Genomic DNA, 17302 nt, shown 5'->3' with positions numbered 1-17302 from the left:
GACGCAAGTGTCGGACCGTGCCGCTAGCGTCCCGCGGGTGACACGAGCGGAGTACGTCCAGGAGTCGCTGGCCGGCCTGGACACTGCGGCGGGCAGCGGCGTGGACCCGGCGCTGCCGCTCTACGCGACCACCTTCGTGGTGGTCGACCTGGAGACCACGGGCGGCGCGCCCGACGGCGGCGGGATCACCGAGATCGGCGCGGTGAAGGTGCGCGGCGGCGAGGAGCTGGGCGTGCTCGCCACGCTGGTCAACCCGGGCGTGCCGATCCCGCCGTTCATCACCGTGCTCACCGGCATCACGCAGGCCATGCTGCTGCCCGCCCCGCCGATCGAGCAGGTGCTGCCGAGCTTCCTGGAGTTCGTCGGCGACGCCGTGCTGGTCGCCCACAACGCGCCGTACGACGTGGGGTTCCTCAAGGCGGCCTGCGCGAAGCACGGCTACCGCTGGCCCAACCCCCGGGTGCTGGACACGGCCGCGCTGGCCCGGCGGGTGCTGACCCGCGACGAGGTGCCCAACCGCAAGCTGGGCACGCTCGCCGCCTACTTCCGCACCGCGACCCAGCCCACCCACCGGGCGCTGGACGACGCCAAGGCCACCGTCGACGTGCTGCACGGGCTGATCGGCCGGCTCGGCGGGCACCGCGTCGACACGGTCGGCGAGGCGATCGAGTTCGCCCGCGCGGTCACACCCACCCAGCGCCGCAAGCGGCACCTCGCCGACGGGCTGCCGAAGGTGCCGGGCGTCTACATCTTCCGGGCCGCCGACGACCGGCCGCTCTACGTCGGCACGTCCGGCGACATCGCCACCCGGGTGCGCAGCTACTTCACCGCCGCGGAGAAGCGGGCCCGGATCTCCGAGATGCTCGCCGCCGCCGAGCGGGTGGAGGCGGTCGAGTGCGCCCACTCGCTGGAGGCGGAGGTCCGCGAGCTGCGGCTGATCGCGGCGCACGCGCCGCCGTACAACCGCAGGTCGAAGTATCCGGAGCGCCAGGTGTGGCTGAAGCTCACCGACGAGGCGTACCCCCGGTTGTCGATCGTGCGCGACATCGCGCCCACCGACACGGCCTACCTGGGGCCGTTCCGGTCCCGGCAGGCGGCGGAGCTGGCCGCCGCCGGCTTCCACGACGCGGTGCCGCTGCGGCAGTGCACGCACCGGCTGTCCCGGCGCACCACCATGCCGGCCTGCGCGCTGGCCGAGCTGGGTCGCTGCCCGGCGCCCTGCGAGCACCGGATCACCCCCGAGGAGTACGACGACCGGGCGGCGACGCCGTTCCGCACCGCCACCAGCGACGATCCCGGTGTGGTGGTGGACGCGCTGCTCGCCCGCATCGAGGTGCTGTCGGCCGCCCAGCGCTACGAGGAGGCGGCTGTGGTGCGCGGGCGGCTGGTCGCGGTGCTGCGCGCGGCGGTCCGGATGCAGCGGCTGGCCGCGTTGACCGGCATCGCCGAGCTGGCCGCCGCCCGGCCGGCGGCCCGGGGCGGCTGGGAGCTGGCGCTGGTGCGGCACGGGCGGCTGGCGGGGGCCGGGGTGTCCCCGCCGGGTGTCCATCCGCGACCGACGATCGACGCGATCCGGGCCACCGCCGAGACGGTGCTGCCCGGGCACGGGCCGGTGCCGGCCGCGACCGCCGAGGAGACCGAACGGATCCTGTCCTGGTTGGAGCGACCGGAGACCCGCCTGGTCGAGGCGAGCGCCGGATGGGCCTCGCCGGTGGCCGGCGCGGGGCGTTTCCGCGACCTCCTGACGAAGGCGGAGAGCGGCGGAACCCACAAAGTCTCGACCGAACGCTCATGACCAACTGACCGATCGGACTACCTCGACTCCCTTAGTCTGTTAAAGGAGTGCAGACCTGCCCGATTCGCGGGCTCTGCTCCCGGTCGCCGGTTCCCGGCGGCCGAGGGCCGGGGTGAGGAGGTGTCCCAGGTGGACGTCGACGCCGGACACGGCGCCGCCCTGGGTGGCGCGCTTCCAGCCCAGGGCGAACTGCCACTCACCCGCCGCCTGCGTTCCCTGCTCACCTGGCCGACCTCCGACGGCGACCCGGTCACCGCGCTGGTCCGGGCCCATCGCGGCATCCACGCGAGCGCCGACGCCTCGGTGTTGCGCCGCGCCTACACGATCGCCGAGAACATGCACCGCGGCCAGTTCCGCAAGAGCGGCGAGCCGTACATCACCCATCCGCTGGCGGTGGCGCAGATCTGCGCCGACCTCGGCATGGACACCATCACGCTGGTCGCCGCGCTGCTGCACGACACGGTGGAGGACACCCGCTACACGCTCCAGGCGCTCCAGGAGGACTTCGGCCGCGAGGTCGCCCACCTGGTCGACGGCGTGACGAAGTTCGACAAGGCGTTCTACGGCAAGGCCGCCGAGGCGGAGACCGTCCGCAAGATGATCGTGGCGGCCGGCAAGGACGTCCGGGTGCTGGTGATCAAGCTGGCCGACCGGCTGCACAACATGCGTACGCTCGGCGTCCGCTCGGCCGCGTCCCGGGAGCGGATCGCCCGCAAGACCCAGGAGGTGCTGGTCCCGCTCTGCGACCGGCTCGGCATCCAGACGCTCAAACGCGAGTTGGACGACGTGGTCCTGCTGCACCTGCGGCCGGAGGAGCACGCCCGGCTCGCCCGCTTCGTGCACGACCGGCCCGGCTGGGACGCCTACCTCGCCGACGTGGTGGCCCGCACCCGGGTGGCGCTGCGCCGCAACCGGGTCGACGCCGACGTCTCCCCCCGCCCCCGCCACCTCTACTCGATCTGGAAGGACACCGTCGCCGGCGGTCACACGGCCCCGTACGACCTGCCGCGTATCGCGATCGTGGTGGACGGTCCGGCGACCGACTGTTACGCCGCGCTGGGCGCCGTGCACGGGCTCTGGCGGCCGGTGCCGGGCCGCTTCAAGGACTTCATCGCCTCCCCGAAGAACAACCTCTACCGCTCCCTGCACACGAGCGTCTGCGGCCCGCAGGACCGCACCGTCGAGGTGCTGATCCGCACCACCGAGATGCACCGCTCCGCGGAGTACGGCGTAGCCGCCCACTACCGCTTCCCCCGCGCCGCGGGCCGGGCCGTCGACCGGGCGGACGAGCTGGCCTGGCTGCGCCGGGTGCTCGACTGGGAGCAGGAGACCGTCGACCCGACCCAGTTCATGGAGTCGCTGCGCTGCGACCTGTCGGAGGCGCAGATCCAGGTCGTCGCCGACGGGCGGCAGGTGGTGCTGCCGGCCGGGGCCACGCCGGTCGACCTCGCGTACGAGCTGGGCACCGAGCGCGGCGACCACTGCCTGGCGGCCCGGATCAACGGCCGGCTCGCCCCGCTCTCCTCCGAACTGGAGGAGGGCGACGTGGTGGAGATCTACACCGAGCGCGACGCGGAGAGCGGCTTCGAGGCCGACGTGGCCCCGCGCGGCCCGCGCCGGGAGTGGCTGGGCTTCGTCAAGTCGCCGCACGCCCAGATGCAGATCAACCGCTGGTTCGCCGAGCACACCGAGCCGGGCATCTCGATCGCCGACAAGGTACGCCTCGGCCGGGCCTCCATCGGGCTGGCGCTGCGCAAGCACAACCGGGGTCTGGCCAGCGACCTGCCGCTGCTGCGGCTGTCCGAGGAACTGGGCTACCCCGACCTGGAGACGATGCTGGTGGCGGTCTTCGACCGCACCGTCGAGCCGGACACCGTGGTCCAGCAGTTGATCGATCTGGTCGACCACAGGCAGTAGACGAAGCCGGTCCGCGCCGGGACCACTAGCCTGGACGGCATGATCCCCCGCGCGCGTGCCACCGGACGGGCCCTCGGCTACCAGATCTTCTACCGGCTTCCGGTCCCGCTGCGGCGGCGGCTGGTGCGGCTGGCCGTGCCGAAGTACGTCGTCGGCGCGGTCACGCTGGTCAAGGACGCGGAGGCCACCGGCGCGGGCCGCATCCTGCTGCTGCGCCAGCCGCCCGGCTACAGCTGGACGCTGCCCGCCGGGCTGCTGCAACGCGGCGAGGCCCCGGTGGTCGGCGCCGCCCGGGAGCTGTACGAGGAATCAGGTGTCCGCCTGTCCCCCGACGCGCTGCGCCCGGCGGTGCCGAACGCGGTGGTGCACGCCAAGGGCTGGGTGGACGTGGTCTTCGAGGCGGAGGTGCCGGCGTCGACCACGGAGCTGAAGGTGGACGGGGCCGAGGTCTTCGAGGCCGCCTTCCATCCGCTGGACGACCTGCCCCGGCTCAGCCGCGCCACCGCGAACCTGCTGGGCTTCTACGGCATCGGCCCGCGCGCCGGCGAGCGCCCACCGGCCGCGTGAGCACCCCGTACGCGGGCGCTCCGGCGCCGGGGGGCGAGGTGTGCGCGGTGGTGCTGGCCGCCGGTGAGGGCACCCGGCTGCGCCCGCTCACCGAGCGGGTGCCGAAGGCGCTCTGCCCGGTCGGCAACGTCCCGCTGCTGGACCGGGCGCTGGCCCGGCTGGCCGGGCTCGGCCTGGCCGGTCCGGAACGGGTCGCGGTGAACGCCTGCTACCTGGGTGACCAGGTGGTCGCGCGGGTCGGCGACCGGGCCCACCTGTCGGTCGAGCCGGACGCCCCGCTGGGCACCGCCGGAGGCGTCGGCCGGCTGCGGGACTGGATCGCCGGCCGGGGCGTGCTGGTGGGCAACGCCGACGCGTACCTGGCCGATCCGGCGGCCCCGCCCGGGCCGGACATCGCCGCGCTGCTGGACGGCTGGGACGGGCACGGCGTACGCCTGCTCGGCCGGCCCGCCGACGACCCGGACGCCCCCGGGACGTTCGACGGCCACGAGTTCGTGGGTTTCTCGCTGCTGCCCTGGCGGCTGGTCCGCGACCTGCCGGCCACGTTCGGCGACCTGGTCCGGGCGGTGTGGCGGCCCGCGGAGGCGGCCGGCGCGCTCACCGTGGTGCCCTACCGGGGCACGTTCTACGACACCGGCACCCCGGCCGACTACCTGGACGCCAACCTGCACGCCGCCGGACCGGACGGGCTGGTGGACCCGGCGGCGACGGTGACCGGCCGGCTCACCGGCTCGGTGGTGGGCGCGGGCGCGCGGGTGGACGGCGACTTGGACCGGTCCGTGGTGTGGCCGGGCGCGACCGTCGCGGCCGGGGAGAGCCTCCACCGGGTGATCCGGGCCGGGGACGACCTGACCGTCCCGGCGGCGCGGTGAGGGCCGCGGGATCTAGCATGGGCCTCGTCGCCGACGAACGGAGAACCGTCCCGTGATCACCGCGATCGTGCTGATCGACTGCGCCACCGACTCCATCCCCGAGGTGGCCGAGACCCTGGCCAACCTGCCCGGCGTCAGCGAGGTCTACTCGGTGGCCGGGCACGTCGACCTGATCGCCATGGTCCGCGTCCGGGAGTTCGAGCAGATCGCGCAGGTCATCGCCGGCAGCATCTCGAAGGTGCCAGGCGTGCTGAACACCGAGTCGCACATCGCGTTCCGCGCGTACTCGCAGCACGACCTGGAGGAGGCGTTCGCGATCGGGCTCGCGAGCGCCGACTGACACGAGCCGGTGGCCGGCCCGCCCCGTGGGCGGACCGGCCACCGTCGACCGTGCGGTACGTCAGCTCTGGCTGGGCACCGGGGTCTCCGTGGTGCCCGGAGCGGGCTCCTCGGTCTCGGTGCCGCCCGGAGCCGGCGACTCGGTGCCACCCGGCGAGGTGGTGCCGCCCGGGCTGGGCGTGCCGCTGGCACTGGTCTGCGGAACCGGGACACCCAGCGTCTGGGCCAGGGCCACCAGCGCGTCGTAGTGCGCCTGCAGGACCGGCAGCGCGTCCTGCGCGATCTGCACCACCGACTGCTCCGAGCCCTGCGAGATCTCGGTCTGGGTGGCCTGGATGGCCTGGACGTGGCCGGCGAGCTGCGCGGTCACCCAGGCCTTGTCGAACTCGGCCCCGTTGAGGTTGTTCAGCTTGTCGAGGACCTTCTGCTGGTCGGCGGTCGGGTCGGCCGGCAGCTGCACGTTGAGCTGCTGGGCGGTCGACTGCACCGTCTGGTCCAGCTGGGTGTGGTCCGTGACGAACATCTTGCCCAGGTCCTTGACCTGCTGGTTCTGACCCTTCTGCTGGGCCAGGTTACCGGCGGTGATCTCGAACAGGTTGACCTGGTGCACCGCCTGCAGGTACTGCGTGTCCTGCGTCGACGGCTGCGCCGCGGCCTGTGCCGCGGCGGCGGGCGCCAGCCCCACGACCACCAGCGCGGCCATTAGGCCCAGGCGTTTGATTCCCAGCATCTTTCCTCCCCCATGAGACGTCGGACCGCACGGATACCCGGCTGACCGGGGTTATTCCTGCGATTCCACCCGTCCGTGTCGGGGGGCGGCGGGGACCGGTGCACCGCACGTCGGGCGCCGGGCGGGCACAACCGGACGACAGGTACGTAAAGCGGCAGTGGCGCCCGCCGGATGATCCGGCGGGCGCCACTGTCAGTCGTACCGGGAAGGTCAGCGACGGCTCTCGCCGCTGCCGATCTCCTCCCGCTCCGGCCGGTCCTCGACCGGCGGGTGCCCCGGCGAGACCGGCGCCTCGGCCGGCTTCTCGATCGGGTAGAAGAAGCCCCGGATCGCCGGGCCGAGGGCGCCGAGCCGGTTCATCTTCTTCGGCACCACCCAGCCGACGTAGTCCAGCGCCGGCGGGTGACCGTCGTGCCCCTCGGCCGAGGTGAGCGGCTGGTGGACCTCGACGAACCGGCCGTCGGGCAGCCGCTTGATGATGCCGGTCTCCACGCCGTGGGCCAGCACCTCCCGGTCGTGCTGCTGCAGACCCAGGCAGATCCGGTACGTGATGTAGTACGCGATCGGCGGCAGGATCAGCAGGCCGATCCGGCCGGCCCAGGTCATCGCGTTCAGGCTGATGTGGAACTTGTCGGCGATGACGTCGTTGGCGCCGGAGAGCGTCAGCACGATGTAGAAGGCCAGCGCCATGGCGCCCACGGCGGTCCGGGCCGGAACGTCCCGGGGCCGCTGGAGCAGGTTGTGGTGCTTGTAGTCCTTGAGGCGGCGCGCCTCCAGGAACGGGTACATCGTCGACAGGCCCACCAGGATTCCGGGTAGGACCACCGTCGGCCAGAACAGCGGTGGGATGACGTACCCGTTGCCGATCGGGATGTGGATCTCCCAGCCCGGCATGAGCCGGGTCGAGCCGTCGAGGAACATGACGTACCAGTCGGGCTGGCTGGCCGCCGAGACCACCCACGCCTCGTACGGGCCGAACAGCCAGATCGGGTTGATCTGGAACAGGCCGCCCATCAGCGCGATCACGCCGAAGACGACCATGAAGAAGCCGCCCTGCTTGAGCGCGTAGCGCGGGAACATCCGCTCGCCGACCACGTTGGAGTTGGTCCGGCCGGGGCCGGGCCACTGGGTGTGCTTCTGCTTGAACACCAGGCCGAGGTGCACGCTGATCAGCGCCACCAGCAGACCCGGGACGAGCAGCACGTGGGCGATGAAGAAGCGGCTGATGATGATGGTGCCGGGGAACTCCCCGCCGAAGATCGACGAGCTGACCCAGGACCCGATCACCGGGATCGACAGGATGATCGCGGAGGCGATGCGCAGACCGGTGCCGGACAGGCCGTCGTCCGGCAGCGAGTAGCCGGTGAAGCCGGCCAGGAAGCCGACCCAGAACAGCAGCGAACCGATGATCCAGTTGGTCTCACGCGGCTTGCGGAACGCGCCGGTGAAGAACACCCGCAGCATGTGCACCACGATCGCGGCCATGAACAGCAGGGCCGCCCAGTGGTGCATCTGCCGCATGATCAGGCCACCCCGGACATCGAACGAGATGTCCAGGCTGGAGGCGTACGCGGCCGACATCGGGGTGCCCCGCAGCGGCGCGTAGCTGCCGTTGTAGATGACCTCGGTCATCGTCGGCTCGAAGAAGAACGTCAGGAAGACGCCGGTCAGCAGCAGGACGATGAACGAGAAGAGCGCGATCTCGCCCAGCAGGAACGACCAGTGGTCGGGGAAGACCTTGTTCAGCAGCTTGCGCAGGGGCGTGGCCACCTGGAAGCGGTCGTCCACCGCCCGCGCGCTCTTGGCCGGCAGCGCGGCGGCATCAAACTTTCGGCGCTTCATGGCCGCTCCCAGAAGTCGGGACCGATGGTCTCGGTGTAGTCGGACTTCGCCACGAAGAAGCCCTCCTCGTCCACCTCGATCGGCAGCTGCGGCAGCGGCCGGTTCGCCGGGCCGAAGATCGGCTTGGCGTTGTCGGTGATGAGGAACTGGGACTGGTGGCAGGGGCAGAGCAGGCGGTTGGTCTGCTGCTCGTAGAGGCTGGCCGGGCAGCCGGCGTGCGTACAGATCTTGGAGTACGCGACGTAGTTGCCCCACATGTAGTCGCCGTGGCCCTTGCGCTCGTTCGCGGCGCGCGACTTCTGCGCGTCGTCCTCCCGCAGGTGGATGAGCAGGGTGGGCGAGTCGGCGTGCTTGTTGCTGACGCCGCCGTCGATGCCCGGGAACACGGTGAGCTGGCCGCCGACGCTGACGTCGGCCGGGCGGATCGGACGGCCGTCCTCACGGATCAGCCGGATCTTCTTGCCGCCCTCGCCCGGCTGGAAGCCGGTGGTGAACATCTGGTTGTTCTTGTGCGGCTGCTCGATCAGGCCACCGATCAGCGGCGCGGCGGCCACCGCGCCCACCGGCGCCAGGCCGGCGAGCAGCGAGATGCCCAGCAGCGGCCGGCGGCGTACGCCCATCTCGTCGGCGAGGTAGAGCATCGTCTCACCGGTGATCTTGCGACCCTCCGGGTCGTCGACCTGGTCGTGCCGGTCCTGGATCGACACCTCCTTGGGCAGCAGCTTCTTGCCCCAGGTCAGGATGCCGAAACCGATGCCCAGCAGCGCCAGGCCCAGCGTCACGCCGAGCAGCGGCGTGTAGAGCTTGTCGCCGCCGCGACCCGGCTCCCACTGCCACGGCCACCAGATGTAGACCACCAGGAAGGCGGTCGCGAAGACGCCGGTCAGCAGGAACATCAGGGCGACGGTACGGGTCAGCCGGCGCTCGGCCTTGCTGCCCGGGACCACCTGCGGCTCGTAGTGGACGATCTCGATGTCGTCCCGCCGGGCGCCCTCCTGAACGACCTCGAACCGGGAGAGCCGGGGGTCGTTCACGTCGAGCGGCTCCGGGCCCCGCTGGGCCTGGTGCTCGGTGTGGGTGCTCATGCCGTCACCTCGCTACGGGTGACGCCGGGGGTCGGCGCCACAGCACTGGAACCATTGATCCGTCCGGTCACGACTTGCCCGCAATCCACAGGCTCGCGAAGACCAGCGCGACGATGCCGACCAGGAAGATCGCGATGCCCTCAGTCGACGGGCCGTACCGGCCCAGGTTGAACCCGCCCGGGTCGCCGTCGTTCTTCAGCGTGTCCTGGATGTAGGCGATGATGTCCGCCTTCTCCTGCGGCGTGATCTGGTTGTCACCGAACACCGGCATGTTCTGCGGACCGCTCAGCATCGCGGCGTAGATCTGCCGGTCGCTGGCCGGCGCGAGGCTCGGCGCGTACTTGCCGGAGGACAGCGCACCGCCGCCACCGCCGAAGGCGTGGCACTGCGAGCAGTTGATCCGGAACAGCTCGCCACCGGTGGCCAGGTTGGCGCCCTCACGCAGGTCGCCGTTGGGCACCTCCGGACCGCCACCGAGCTCCTGGATGTACTGCCCGAGCTGGCGCACCTGCTCGTCGGTGAACTGCGGCGGCTTGCGCATGGCCTGGGCCTCCTGCCGGGCCATCGGCATGCGACCGCTGCTCACCTGGAACTCCACCGAGGCGGACCCGACGCCGATCAGGCTCGGACCACGGCCCTCGACGCCCTGGGCATTGCGACCGTGACAGGTCACACAGCTCACGTCGAACAGCGCCTTACCCTCGTTGCCTGCGGCGGTCAACGGCGGGTTGTCCTGCGCCTGCACGCCGGGGGCGAAGACGGTGTAGGCACCGCCGGCCAGCATCAGCGCGGCGAACAGCCGGACCGCGGCGCCCAGCCGGCGGCGGCCCCTGCTGCGCGCTACGGGCCGCCCGCGCAGCCGCGCGAGCAGACCGCGTCGGCGGTCGTTGTCAGAAGTCATGACCTGTGTCCTTAACCGGTTGGACCTTGTCTCAGGGGACGGAGCAGCGGCGCGGTTCGTGACGCGCCAAGATCACTGGAGCCAGTAGATCATGGCGTAGAGCGCGATCCACACGACGTCCACGAAGTGCCAGTAGTAGGACACGACGATCGCCGAGGTCGCCTGGGCTGGGGTGAACCGACCCATGGTGGTGCGGATCATGAAGATGATGAAGGCGACCAGACCGCCGGTCACGTGCAGACCGTGGAATCCGGTGGTGAGGTAGAACATCGACCCGTAGCCGTCTTCGTTGATCTTCACGCCCTCGTGCACCAGGGTCCGGTACTCGTTCAGCTGACCGAGTACGAAGATCAGACCCATGATGAACGTGATCGTGAACCACCGGCGCAGGGCGTGGACGTCGCCGCGCTCGGCCGCGAACACGCCGATCTGACAGGTGATCGAGGAGAGCACCAGGATCACCGTGAACGTGGTCGCGTACGGGATGTTCAGTACCTCGGTGTGCTTCTCCCACTGCTCCGGCGCAGCCGCGCGGATGGAGAAGTACATCGCGAACAGCGCCGCGAAGAACATGAGTTCGCTGGAGAGCCACACGATCGTCCCGACGCTGACCATGTTGGGTCGCGTCAGGGAGTGGATCCGGCTCTTGTCAATGGCTGGGGCCGCAGTCACGCGGTCATTATTGCCCCTGACCGGGACCGACGATCAGCGGGGTGCCAAACCCGGCCCTTCCGTGGCCCGATCGTGGTGGTCCGCTTCGCCTGACCTACCCTGAAAAGCGTGCTGCACGTCGATCAGATCCTCGCCGTCACCTCGGCCGTTCCGGCGACGCTGGCGGCGGGAGGCGAGAGCGCCCCGCCGCCGTTCACCGTGGCCCGGGTGTTCACCGAGACCCGGCTGGACAGCTGGCTCACGCTGGGCATCGTGCTCGCCGCCGGCCTGTACCTCTACGGGGTGCACCGGCTGCGGCTGCGCGGCGACCGCTGGCCGGTCATCCGTACCGTGTCGTTCCTCGGCCCCGGCCTCGGCGGCATCGCGCTGGTCACGCTCACCGGGCTCGGCGCGTACGACACCGCCCTGCTCTCGGTGCACATGGTCCAGCACATGGTGCTGTCGATGATCGCGCCGATCTTCCTGGCGCTCGGCGCGCCGGTCACGCTGGCGCTGCGCACGCTGCCGGTACGCCCGCGCAAGCGCCTGCTCGCGATCGTGCACAGCCGGATCGCGCGGATCTACAGCTTCCCGCTCGTGGCGTTCACCATCTTCGTGGTGAACCCGTTCGCGCTCTACTTCACCGACCTCTACGAGTTCACCCTGCGCCACGAGTGGGCGCACGAACTCGTCCACGCGCACTTCATCGCCACCGGCTGCGTCTTCTTCTGGCCGCTGCTCGGCCTCGACCCGCTGCCCGGACGCTGGCCGTACCCGGCGCGCGCGCTGCTCATGCTGCTCTCGGTGCCGTTCCACACCGTGCTCGGGCTCACCATCATGCAGAGCACCACGCTGTTCGGCGGCGACTGGTACCCGTCGCTCAACCTGTCCTGGTCCGACCCCTGGAACGACCAGGTGGTGGCCGGAGGCGTCCTCTGGGCCGGCGGCGAGTTCGTCAGCGTCACCATGCTCGCCGTCCTGGTCGTCCAGTGGGTCAGACAGTCCGAGCGCGAGGCCCGCCGGCTCGACCGCGAGCTGGACCGCCAGGAGGCCCGCGAGCGCGCCGCGGAAGCGAGCGCCTGAGGCCCCTGACGGGGTACGCCCTCCCCCGCCCGGGCGGAGGACAGGCCGAACGTGACGCCCGCTACGATCAGCGGGCAGCTACGAGGTGGGAGCCACGTCACGATGAGCGATCGTCTTTGCACCGTCCTGCTCTACAGCGACGACCCGAAGGTCCGCGACCGGATGCGGCTGGCCGTGGGCACCCGCCCGGCGCCCGGCATCGAGATCGAGTTCGTCGAGGCCGACGAGTACGCCGCCTGCGTCCGGCTGGTCGACGACTACGAGATCGACCTGCTGCTGCTCGACGGCGAGGCGAGCCCGGGCGGCGGCATCGGCATCGCCCGCCAGATCAAGGACGACCGGGACGACGCGCCGCCGACCTGCGTGGTGCTGGCCCGCGCCGCCGACCGCTGGCTGGCCGCGTACGCCGAGGTCGACGCCACGCTGACCCACCCGCTGGACCCGGTGGTCGCCGGCAGCACCGTCGCGGAGCTGCTGCGCCGCACCCACGCCGCGGCCTGATCCCCCGGCCCTCGCGCGCCACGGCGACGCGGCCGTGGCAAGCCCCAACCGCTTTCCTCACGCCGCTCGGGAGGCCCGTCATGGGCGAACGGACCTGGCCGCTTCTGCTCAACGCGCTGCTGCGCGGCGAGGAGCTCTCCACCGCCGACACGGCGTGGGCGATGGGCGAGATCATGGCCGGCTCGGCGACACCGGCGCAGATCGCCGGGTTCGCCGTGGCGCTGCGCACCAAGGGCGAGACCCCCGACGAGCTGGGCGGCCTGGTCGAGACCATGCTGACCCGCGCGGTGCCGGTGCTCCTGCCCGACGAGGTACGCGACACCGCGCTGGACGTGGTCGGCACCGGCGGTGACCTCGCGCACACGGTGAACATCTCCACCATGGCGGCGCTCGTGGTCGCCGGGGCCGGCGTCCGCGTGGTCAAGCACGGCAACCGGGCCGCCTCCTCCTCGTGCGGCACCGCGGACGTGCTGGAGGAGCTCGGCGTACCGCTGGACCTGGAGCCCGAGCAGGTGGCCCGCTGCGTCACCGAGGCCGGCATCGGCTTCTGCTTCGCCGCCCGCTTCCACCCCGGGATGCGGCACACCGGCCCGGTCCGGCGCGAGATCGGCGTACCCACCGCGTTCAACTTCCTCGGCCCGCTGACCAACCCGGCGCGGCCCCGCGCGGGCGCGGTGGGCTGCTTCGACAAGCGGATGGCCCCGGTGATGGCGGCCGTGTTCGCGGCCCGGGGCGACTCCGCGATCGTGGTACGCGGCGAGGACGGCCTGGACGAGTTCAGCACCGGCGCGCCCACCCGGGTCTGGGTGGCGCAGCAGGGCACCGTCACGGAGGCGCTGCTGGACGCGGCGGAGCTCGGGGTACCCCGGGCCACCCTGGCCGACCTGCGCGGCGGAGACGCGGCCTACAACGCCGACGTGGTACGCCGCCTGCTCGCCGGCGAGACCGGCCCGGTACGGGACGCGGTGCTGGTCAACGCCGCTGTGGCGCTGTCCACCCAGGGCCCGCTCGACGGCGATCTGCACGAGGCGCTGCGGACCAACCTGGACCGGGCCGCCGAGGCCGTCGACTCGGGCGCCGCGGCGGCCGCGCTGGAGCGCTGGCTGGAGGTGGCACGCGCCGCCTGACGGCGAGGGTGTCGTACCCGCGTGCCAAACTACACGGGAGTTATTTTCCGTTTTCGGTCTATCCGTTTTCGGTCTTCGGTCCACCGGCCGGCGCCACACCGCCTCGCCCCGGGCCCGGAGCGAGAGGAGCCACCCGTGTCTGACCGCGAGCTGCACTGCGACACCTGCGAGGACGTCGTGCTGTTCGAGGCGCCGCCCTGCGGCGACGGGCACGGCGCCGACTGCCCGGAGCTGATCTGCACCCGCTGCGGCGCGGCAGTGGTGATCGCCACGTTCACCTTCCGCGCGGCCCGCCTGTCCGGCCGCCGCACCCGCCGCCCCTCCCACCCCCAGGCCGCCTGACCCCCACTCCCTTTCGGCGCCCTTTCCCTCCCCGCCACGCCCGACAGCCCAACCGCCTGCCTCGCGTGATCAAGGAGTTTGTGTCCCCCACGGTTGTGCAGGCGGACACAAACTCCTTGATCAACGGGGCGGGGCGGCGCCGGGAGCGCGGTGGGCTCGGGCGTGAGTGCCAACGATGACCCGGTGGCGGCACCGCGTCATGGGGAGCGGACTGCGGTTCGCCCCACCTGGCCGAGCCGCGCGGCGAGATCTTGGAAGGAAACGGCCGTCATGGAGACCGTTTCCTTCCAAGATCTCTCGTGGTCCTGCCAACTGGAACGGCGCTCTCGGCTGATGGAACAGTCCGGCGTGAGCCGGTGGTGCGCACCGGCGGCGGAACGGGAGAGCCCAGAGCGCCGGGTCGGCCGCACGGGCGGTGATCATGAGGTTGGCGGGGACAAAAAGGACCGCCGGTGCCGTCAACTTCATGATCAACGGGGACGGCGGAGGGGGAACGCGGAACGCGGCAGGCCCGCTCCCCCGGAGGGGGTGCGGGCCTGCCGTGGCGCTTTGGGTCAGTGCTCGGCGGTGCGGCGGGTGCCGGAGTAGTACTCGAAGAGCAGCCCGCAGGTGGCGAAGACGACCGTCACCAGGCCCAGTCCCAGCAGCCAGAACTGCCAGAACACCAGGCCCAGGCCGGCGATCGCGGCGGCCAGCGCCAACGCGAACGGCCAGTAGCTGCCCGGGCTGAAGAAGCCGACCTCACCGGCGCCGTCGGCGATCTCGCCGTCCGGCCGATCCTCGGGGCGCAGGTCGATCCGGCGGGAGACGAACCAGAAGAAGCCGCCGCACATGGCGCAGAGCAGGAAGGAGAGCAGCAGCGCCACGGTGCCGATCCACTCGATGCGGCCGTCGCTGTCCGCGTACGTCCAGGCGCCGTAGAGGATGGTCGCGCCGAGGAGGAACGTGGCGATGGTGAGGAAGATCTTCCACTCGGTCTTCATGCCGGACCTCTCAGCTTCCCGCGCCGGCCTGGGCGTCGGACGGGTTGAAGTTGTTCACGTCGCGCCGGGTGTCGAACGGCTTCGTCTCGGTGGCGTACTCGGGCTCACCGATCGCGCCGAGCGCCTCCTGGGTCGACTTGCCGGCCTTCTTGGCCGCGAGGAACTGGTCGTACTTCTCCGGCGAGACGACCCGCAGCTCGAAGTTCATGAAGGCGTGGTAGCTGCCGCACAGCTCGGCGCAGCGGCCGACGAACGCGCCCTCCTGGTCGATGCGGGAGACCTCGAACGTGTTGCGCACGTTGCCCGGCATGACGTCGCGCTTGAACAGCAGCTCCGGCACCCAGAACGAGTGGATGACGTCGCGGCTGGTCTCCTCGAACCGGATCGAGCGGCCGCTGGGCAGCACCAGCACCGGGATGACCTCGCTGGTGCCCAGCACCGAGGCGACGGTGTTGGCGTCGCGGCCCTGGCCGTCGCGGTAGTTGAACTGCCAGTTCCACTTGAACGCCACGACCTCGACGGTGACGTCCGGGTTCTTCGACTCCTTGATCACGTCGGTCTGCACGACCGCGGTGTAGTAGAAGAGCACGGAGACCACGAGGATCGGCGCGATGGTGTAGAGGAACTCCATCGGCAGGTTGTAGCGGGTCTGCACCGGCAGCTCGTTACCGCGCTTGCGGTAGCGGACCACGCACCAGAAGATCAGGCCCCAGACGAACACACCGACGGCCAGCGCCGCGATGCAGGACGCGATCCACAGGTCGTACATGCGCTGCGACTCGGGCGTGATGCCGCCCTGCGGCCAGCCGAACCCGCCGAACGCCTTGCCGACGTCACAGCCGGTGAGCGAGACCAGCAGCGCCGCCGCGCCGAGACCGAGCCCGGCGATTCGACCAGCACCACGCCGCCGGCGTCCACCGGCCCCCGGGGAAGCGCTGTCCCGTACGGCCGAGCGCCGTACCTCCGAACTCCTTGCGACCACCTGGTCCTGCCTCCCTAGCGCGCCGCGGCGGTTGTTCTCCTTGACACCGACGGCAAAGGCGTCACCGACGGTCGCAGATTACTCGACCATGACCGGCCAGGCCGTCTTGGGGTCGCTGTCCACCCCCATCGGGGGGATCTTGGGCGTAACCGGGCGATAGCGTGGAACGTCATGAGCGCCTCCCCGGTCTACCTGGACGCCGCCACCGCGGCCCCGCTGCATCCGGTCGCGCGGCAGGCGATGCTGGCCGCCCTGGACGACGGCTGGGCCGACCCGGCCCGGCTCTACTCGGCGGCCCGCCGGGCCCGCCAGCTCCTCGACGCCGCGCGCGAGGCCGCCGCGCAGACGCTCGGCGTCCGCGCCGACGAGCTGTCCTTCACCCCCAGCGGTACGGCGGCAGCGCACGCCGCCGTACTCGGTGGCCTGGCCGGGCGGCGGCGGGCCGGGGCGACGCTTGTGCACTCGGCGGTCGAGCACTCGGCGGTGCTGCACGCCGCGCAGCGGCACACGGCCGGTGGCGGCGCGGCGGTGTCCGTACCGGTGAACCGGCTGGGCCGGGTGGACCTGGACGCCTGGGCGTCGGCGGTGGCCGCGCCCGGCGTGGCCCTCGCGGCGCTGATCGCTGCCAGTCACGAGGTGGGCACGGTGCAGCCGGTGCCCGCCGCGGCGGAGCTGTGCGCCGAGGCGGGCGTGCCGCTGTACGTGGACGCGGCGCAGCTCGCCGGCCGGGCGCCACTGCCGGCGGGCTGGTCGGTGCTGAGCGCCAGCGCGCACAAGTGGGGCGGGCCGCCCGGCGTCGGGCTGCTCGTGGTGCGCAAGGGCGCCCGGTGGGAGTCGCCGTACCCGGCCGACGAGCGGGAGTCGGGGCGTACCCCGGGGGTGGTGAACCTGCCGGCGGTGGTCGCGGCGGCGGCGAGCCTGCGCGCGGCGGCGGCCGACGCGGCGGCCGAGGCGGCGCGGCTGGGCCCGCTGGTGGACCGGATCCGGGCGCGGGTGGCGGCCGAGGTGCCGGACGTGGAGGTGGTCGGCGACCCGGTCGACCGGCTGCCGCACCTGGTGACGTTCTCCTGCCTGTACGTGGACGGCGAGGCGCTGCTGCACGCGCTGGACCGGCGCGGGTTCGCGGTGTCCTCCGGCTCGTCGTGCACGTCGTCGACGGTGCGCCCGTCGCACGTGCTGGAGGCGATGGGGGTGCTGTCGCACGGCAACGTGCGGGTGTCGCTGCACCGGGAGACCACCGAGGCGGACGTGGAGCGGTTCCTGGCCGAGCTGCCCGGAATCGTGGCGGACCTGCGGGCGCAGGCGGGGGTGACCGACCTGTGAGCGAGCCGGATCAGGTGCTGGACTGCCGGGGGCAGCGCTGCCCCCTGCCGGTGATCAATCTCGCCCGGCTGGTGCCCGGGCTGCCGGCCGGCGCGGTGGTGCGGGTGCTGGCCGACGACCCGGCGGCGGCGGTGGACATCCCGGCGTGGTGCCGGATGCGCGGCCACGAGTTCCTCGCCGCGCACGACGGTCCCGCCTACGACGTCCGGGTGTAAGGAAGGGCCCCTTGTTAACGCCTCGGGTAGAGGAAGGGACCCTTCTT

18 protein-coding genes are annotated in these 17302 nt (G+C 71.9%); 11 read left to right on the top strand and 7 right to left on the bottom strand.

The window, feature by feature from the left end; translation table 11 throughout:
• Window positions 1-37 precede the first annotated feature (37 nt).
• The 5 genes from A4R25_RS00095 (at window position 38) to A4R25_RS00075 (ending at window position 5491) form a co-directional block, all read left to right on the top strand.
• Complete coding sequence (locus A4R25_RS00095) at window positions 38-1795, top strand: DEDD exonuclease domain-containing protein (protein WP_043329382.1); 1758 nt, start codon at window positions 38-40, stop codon at window positions 1793-1795.
• A gap of 129 nt (window positions 1796-1924) precedes the next feature.
• Entirely contained in the window at window positions 1925-3712 is a 1788-nt protein-coding gene (locus tag A4R25_RS00090; RefSeq protein ID WP_030500149.1) for a bifunctional (p)ppGpp synthetase/guanosine-3',5'-bis(diphosphate) 3'-pyrophosphohydrolase, read from the top strand.
• A gap of 39 nt (window positions 3713-3751) precedes the next feature.
• Window positions 3752-4279 (top strand): NUDIX hydrolase, encoded by a 528-nt coding sequence (locus A4R25_RS00085; RefSeq protein WP_064445183.1) that lies wholly within the window; start codon window positions 3752-3754, stop codon window positions 4277-4279.
• Window positions 4276-5151, top strand: coding sequence for a sugar phosphate nucleotidyltransferase (locus A4R25_RS00080; protein WP_064445182.1), 876 nt, complete (start codon window positions 4276-4278; stop codon window positions 5149-5151). The genes A4R25_RS00085 and A4R25_RS00080 overlap by 4 nt, the downstream gene beginning before the upstream one ends.
• 52 nt (window positions 5152-5203) lie before the next feature.
• Window positions 5204-5491 (top strand): Lrp/AsnC family transcriptional regulator, encoded by a 288-nt coding sequence (locus A4R25_RS00075; RefSeq protein WP_043329379.1) that lies wholly within the window; start codon window positions 5204-5206, stop codon window positions 5489-5491.
• 60 nt (window positions 5492-5551) lie between these two features.
• On the opposite strand, the gene A4R25_RS00070 is transcribed toward A4R25_RS00075, so the two are convergent.
• The 5 genes from A4R25_RS00070 to A4R25_RS00050 form a co-directional block, all read right to left on the bottom strand.
• Entirely contained in the window at window positions 5552-6220 is a 669-nt protein-coding gene (locus A4R25_RS00070; protein WP_030500146.1) for a DUF4142 domain-containing protein, read from the bottom strand.
• Window positions 6221-6430: 210 nt separating this feature from the next.
• Window positions 6431-8062 carry a cytochrome b N-terminal domain-containing protein gene (locus tag A4R25_RS00065; RefSeq protein ID WP_030500145.1) on the bottom strand — a complete coding sequence of 544 codons (1632 nt, stop codon included), beginning with the start codon at window positions 8060-8062 and terminating at the stop codon, window positions 6431-6433.
• Window positions 8059-9147 carry a ubiquinol-cytochrome c reductase iron-sulfur subunit gene (locus A4R25_RS00060; RefSeq protein ID WP_030500144.1) on the bottom strand — a complete coding sequence of 363 codons (1089 nt, stop codon included), beginning with the start codon at window positions 9145-9147 and terminating at the stop codon, window positions 8059-8061. Before A4R25_RS00060 ends, A4R25_RS00065 begins: the two co-directional genes overlap by 4 nt.
• Window positions 9148-9214: 67 nt before the next feature.
• Window positions 9215-10048, bottom strand: a complete 834-nt coding sequence (locus tag A4R25_RS00055; RefSeq protein ID WP_030500143.1) for a cytochrome c — start codon at window positions 10046-10048, stop codon at window positions 9215-9217.
• Window positions 10049-10120: 72 nt separating this feature from the next.
• Window positions 10121-10720, bottom strand: coding sequence for a heme-copper oxidase subunit III (locus A4R25_RS00050; protein WP_043329376.1), 600 nt, complete (start codon window positions 10718-10720; stop codon window positions 10121-10123).
• Between the two features lie 108 nt (window positions 10721-10828).
• On the opposite strand from A4R25_RS00050, the gene A4R25_RS00045 reads away from it, so the two are divergent.
• The 4 genes from A4R25_RS00045 (at window position 10829) to A4R25_RS00030 (ending at window position 13752) form a co-directional block, all read left to right on the top strand.
• Window positions 10829-11782, top strand: a complete 954-nt coding sequence (locus A4R25_RS00045) for a cytochrome c oxidase assembly protein (protein ID WP_030500141.1) — start codon at window positions 10829-10831, stop codon at window positions 11780-11782.
• 102 nt (window positions 11783-11884) lie between these two features.
• Complete coding sequence (locus tag A4R25_RS00040) at window positions 11885-12283, top strand: chemotaxis protein CheY (protein ID WP_030500140.1); 399 nt, start codon at window positions 11885-11887, stop codon at window positions 12281-12283.
• A gap of 80 nt (window positions 12284-12363) precedes the next feature.
• Window positions 12364-13410, top strand: a complete 1047-nt coding sequence (gene trpD, locus A4R25_RS00035; protein ID WP_064445181.1) for an anthranilate phosphoribosyltransferase — start codon at window positions 12364-12366, stop codon at window positions 13408-13410.
• 135 nt (window positions 13411-13545) lie between these two features.
• The gene (locus A4R25_RS00030) at window positions 13546-13752 is read left to right on the top strand and encodes a hypothetical protein (RefSeq protein ID WP_043329371.1); all 207 of its coding nucleotides are present in this window, start codon (window positions 13546-13548) and stop codon (window positions 13750-13752) included.
• Window positions 13753-14306: 554 nt separating this feature from the next.
• On the opposite strand, the gene A4R25_RS00025 is transcribed toward A4R25_RS00030, so the two are convergent.
• Window positions 14307-14735, bottom strand: coding sequence for a cytochrome c oxidase subunit 4 (locus A4R25_RS00025; RefSeq protein ID WP_064445180.1), 429 nt, complete (start codon window positions 14733-14735; stop codon window positions 14307-14309).
• Between the two features lie 10 nt (window positions 14736-14745).
• A complete protein-coding gene (gene coxB, locus A4R25_RS00020) occupies window positions 14746-15717 on the bottom strand; it encodes a cytochrome c oxidase subunit II (RefSeq protein ID WP_064445179.1) in 972 nt (323 codons plus the stop codon).
• 171 nt (window positions 15718-15888) lie between these two features.
• On the opposite strand from coxB, the gene A4R25_RS00015 reads away from it, so the two are divergent.
• Together A4R25_RS00015 and A4R25_RS00010 are read left to right on the top strand one after the other, a co-directional pair.
• Window positions 15889-17040: a cysteine desulfurase family protein gene (locus A4R25_RS00015; RefSeq protein ID WP_064445178.1), complete on the top strand. Its 1152-nt coding sequence runs from the start codon at window positions 15889-15891 to the stop codon at window positions 17038-17040.
• Entirely contained in the window at window positions 17037-17255 is a 219-nt protein-coding gene (locus tag A4R25_RS00010; protein WP_043329366.1) for a sulfurtransferase TusA family protein, read from the top strand. The genes A4R25_RS00015 and A4R25_RS00010 overlap by 4 nt, the downstream gene beginning before the upstream one ends.
• Window positions 17256-17302 lie beyond the last annotated feature (47 nt).

This window comes from Micromonospora sp. NBRC 110037 (genome assembly GCF_001652995.1).
Taxonomy (GTDB): domain Bacteria; phylum Actinomycetota; class Actinomycetes; order Mycobacteriales; family Micromonosporaceae; genus Micromonospora; species Micromonospora chalcea.
This window is presented reverse-complemented; position numbering and strand designations above follow the sequence as displayed.

What these genes read in the sequence shown, in the direction of transcription:
- A4R25_RS00015 (WP_064445178.1), top strand. Translation starts at nt 15,889, where the DNA reads ATGAGCGCCTCCCCGGTCTACCTGGACGCCGCCACCGCGGCCCCGCTG.
- A4R25_RS00065 (WP_030500145.1), bottom strand. Translation starts at nt 8,062, where the DNA reads ATGAAGCGCCGAAAGTTTGATGCCGCCGCGCTGCCGGCCAAGAGCGCG.
- A4R25_RS00085 (WP_064445183.1), top strand. Translation starts at nt 3,752, where the DNA reads ATGATCCCCCGCGCGCGTGCCACCGGACGGGCCCTCGGCTACCAGATC.
- A4R25_RS00060 (WP_030500144.1), bottom strand. Translation starts at nt 9,147, where the DNA reads ATGAGCACCCACACCGAGCACCAGGCCCAGCGGGGCCCGGAGCCGCTC.
- A4R25_RS00040 (WP_030500140.1), top strand. Translation starts at nt 11,885, where the DNA reads ATGAGCGATCGTCTTTGCACCGTCCTGCTCTACAGCGACGACCCGAAG.
- A4R25_RS00055 (WP_030500143.1), bottom strand. Translation starts at nt 10,048, where the DNA reads ATGACTTCTGACAACGACCGCCGACGCGGTCTGCTCGCGCGGCTGCGC.
- trpD (WP_064445181.1), top strand. Translation starts at nt 12,364, where the DNA reads ATGGGCGAACGGACCTGGCCGCTTCTGCTCAACGCGCTGCTGCGCGGC.
- A4R25_RS00025 (WP_064445180.1), bottom strand. Translation starts at nt 14,735, where the DNA reads ATGAAGACCGAGTGGAAGATCTTCCTCACCATCGCCACGTTCCTCCTC.
- A4R25_RS00070 (WP_030500146.1), bottom strand. Translation starts at nt 6,220, where the DNA reads ATGCTGGGAATCAAACGCCTGGGCCTAATGGCCGCGCTGGTGGTCGTG.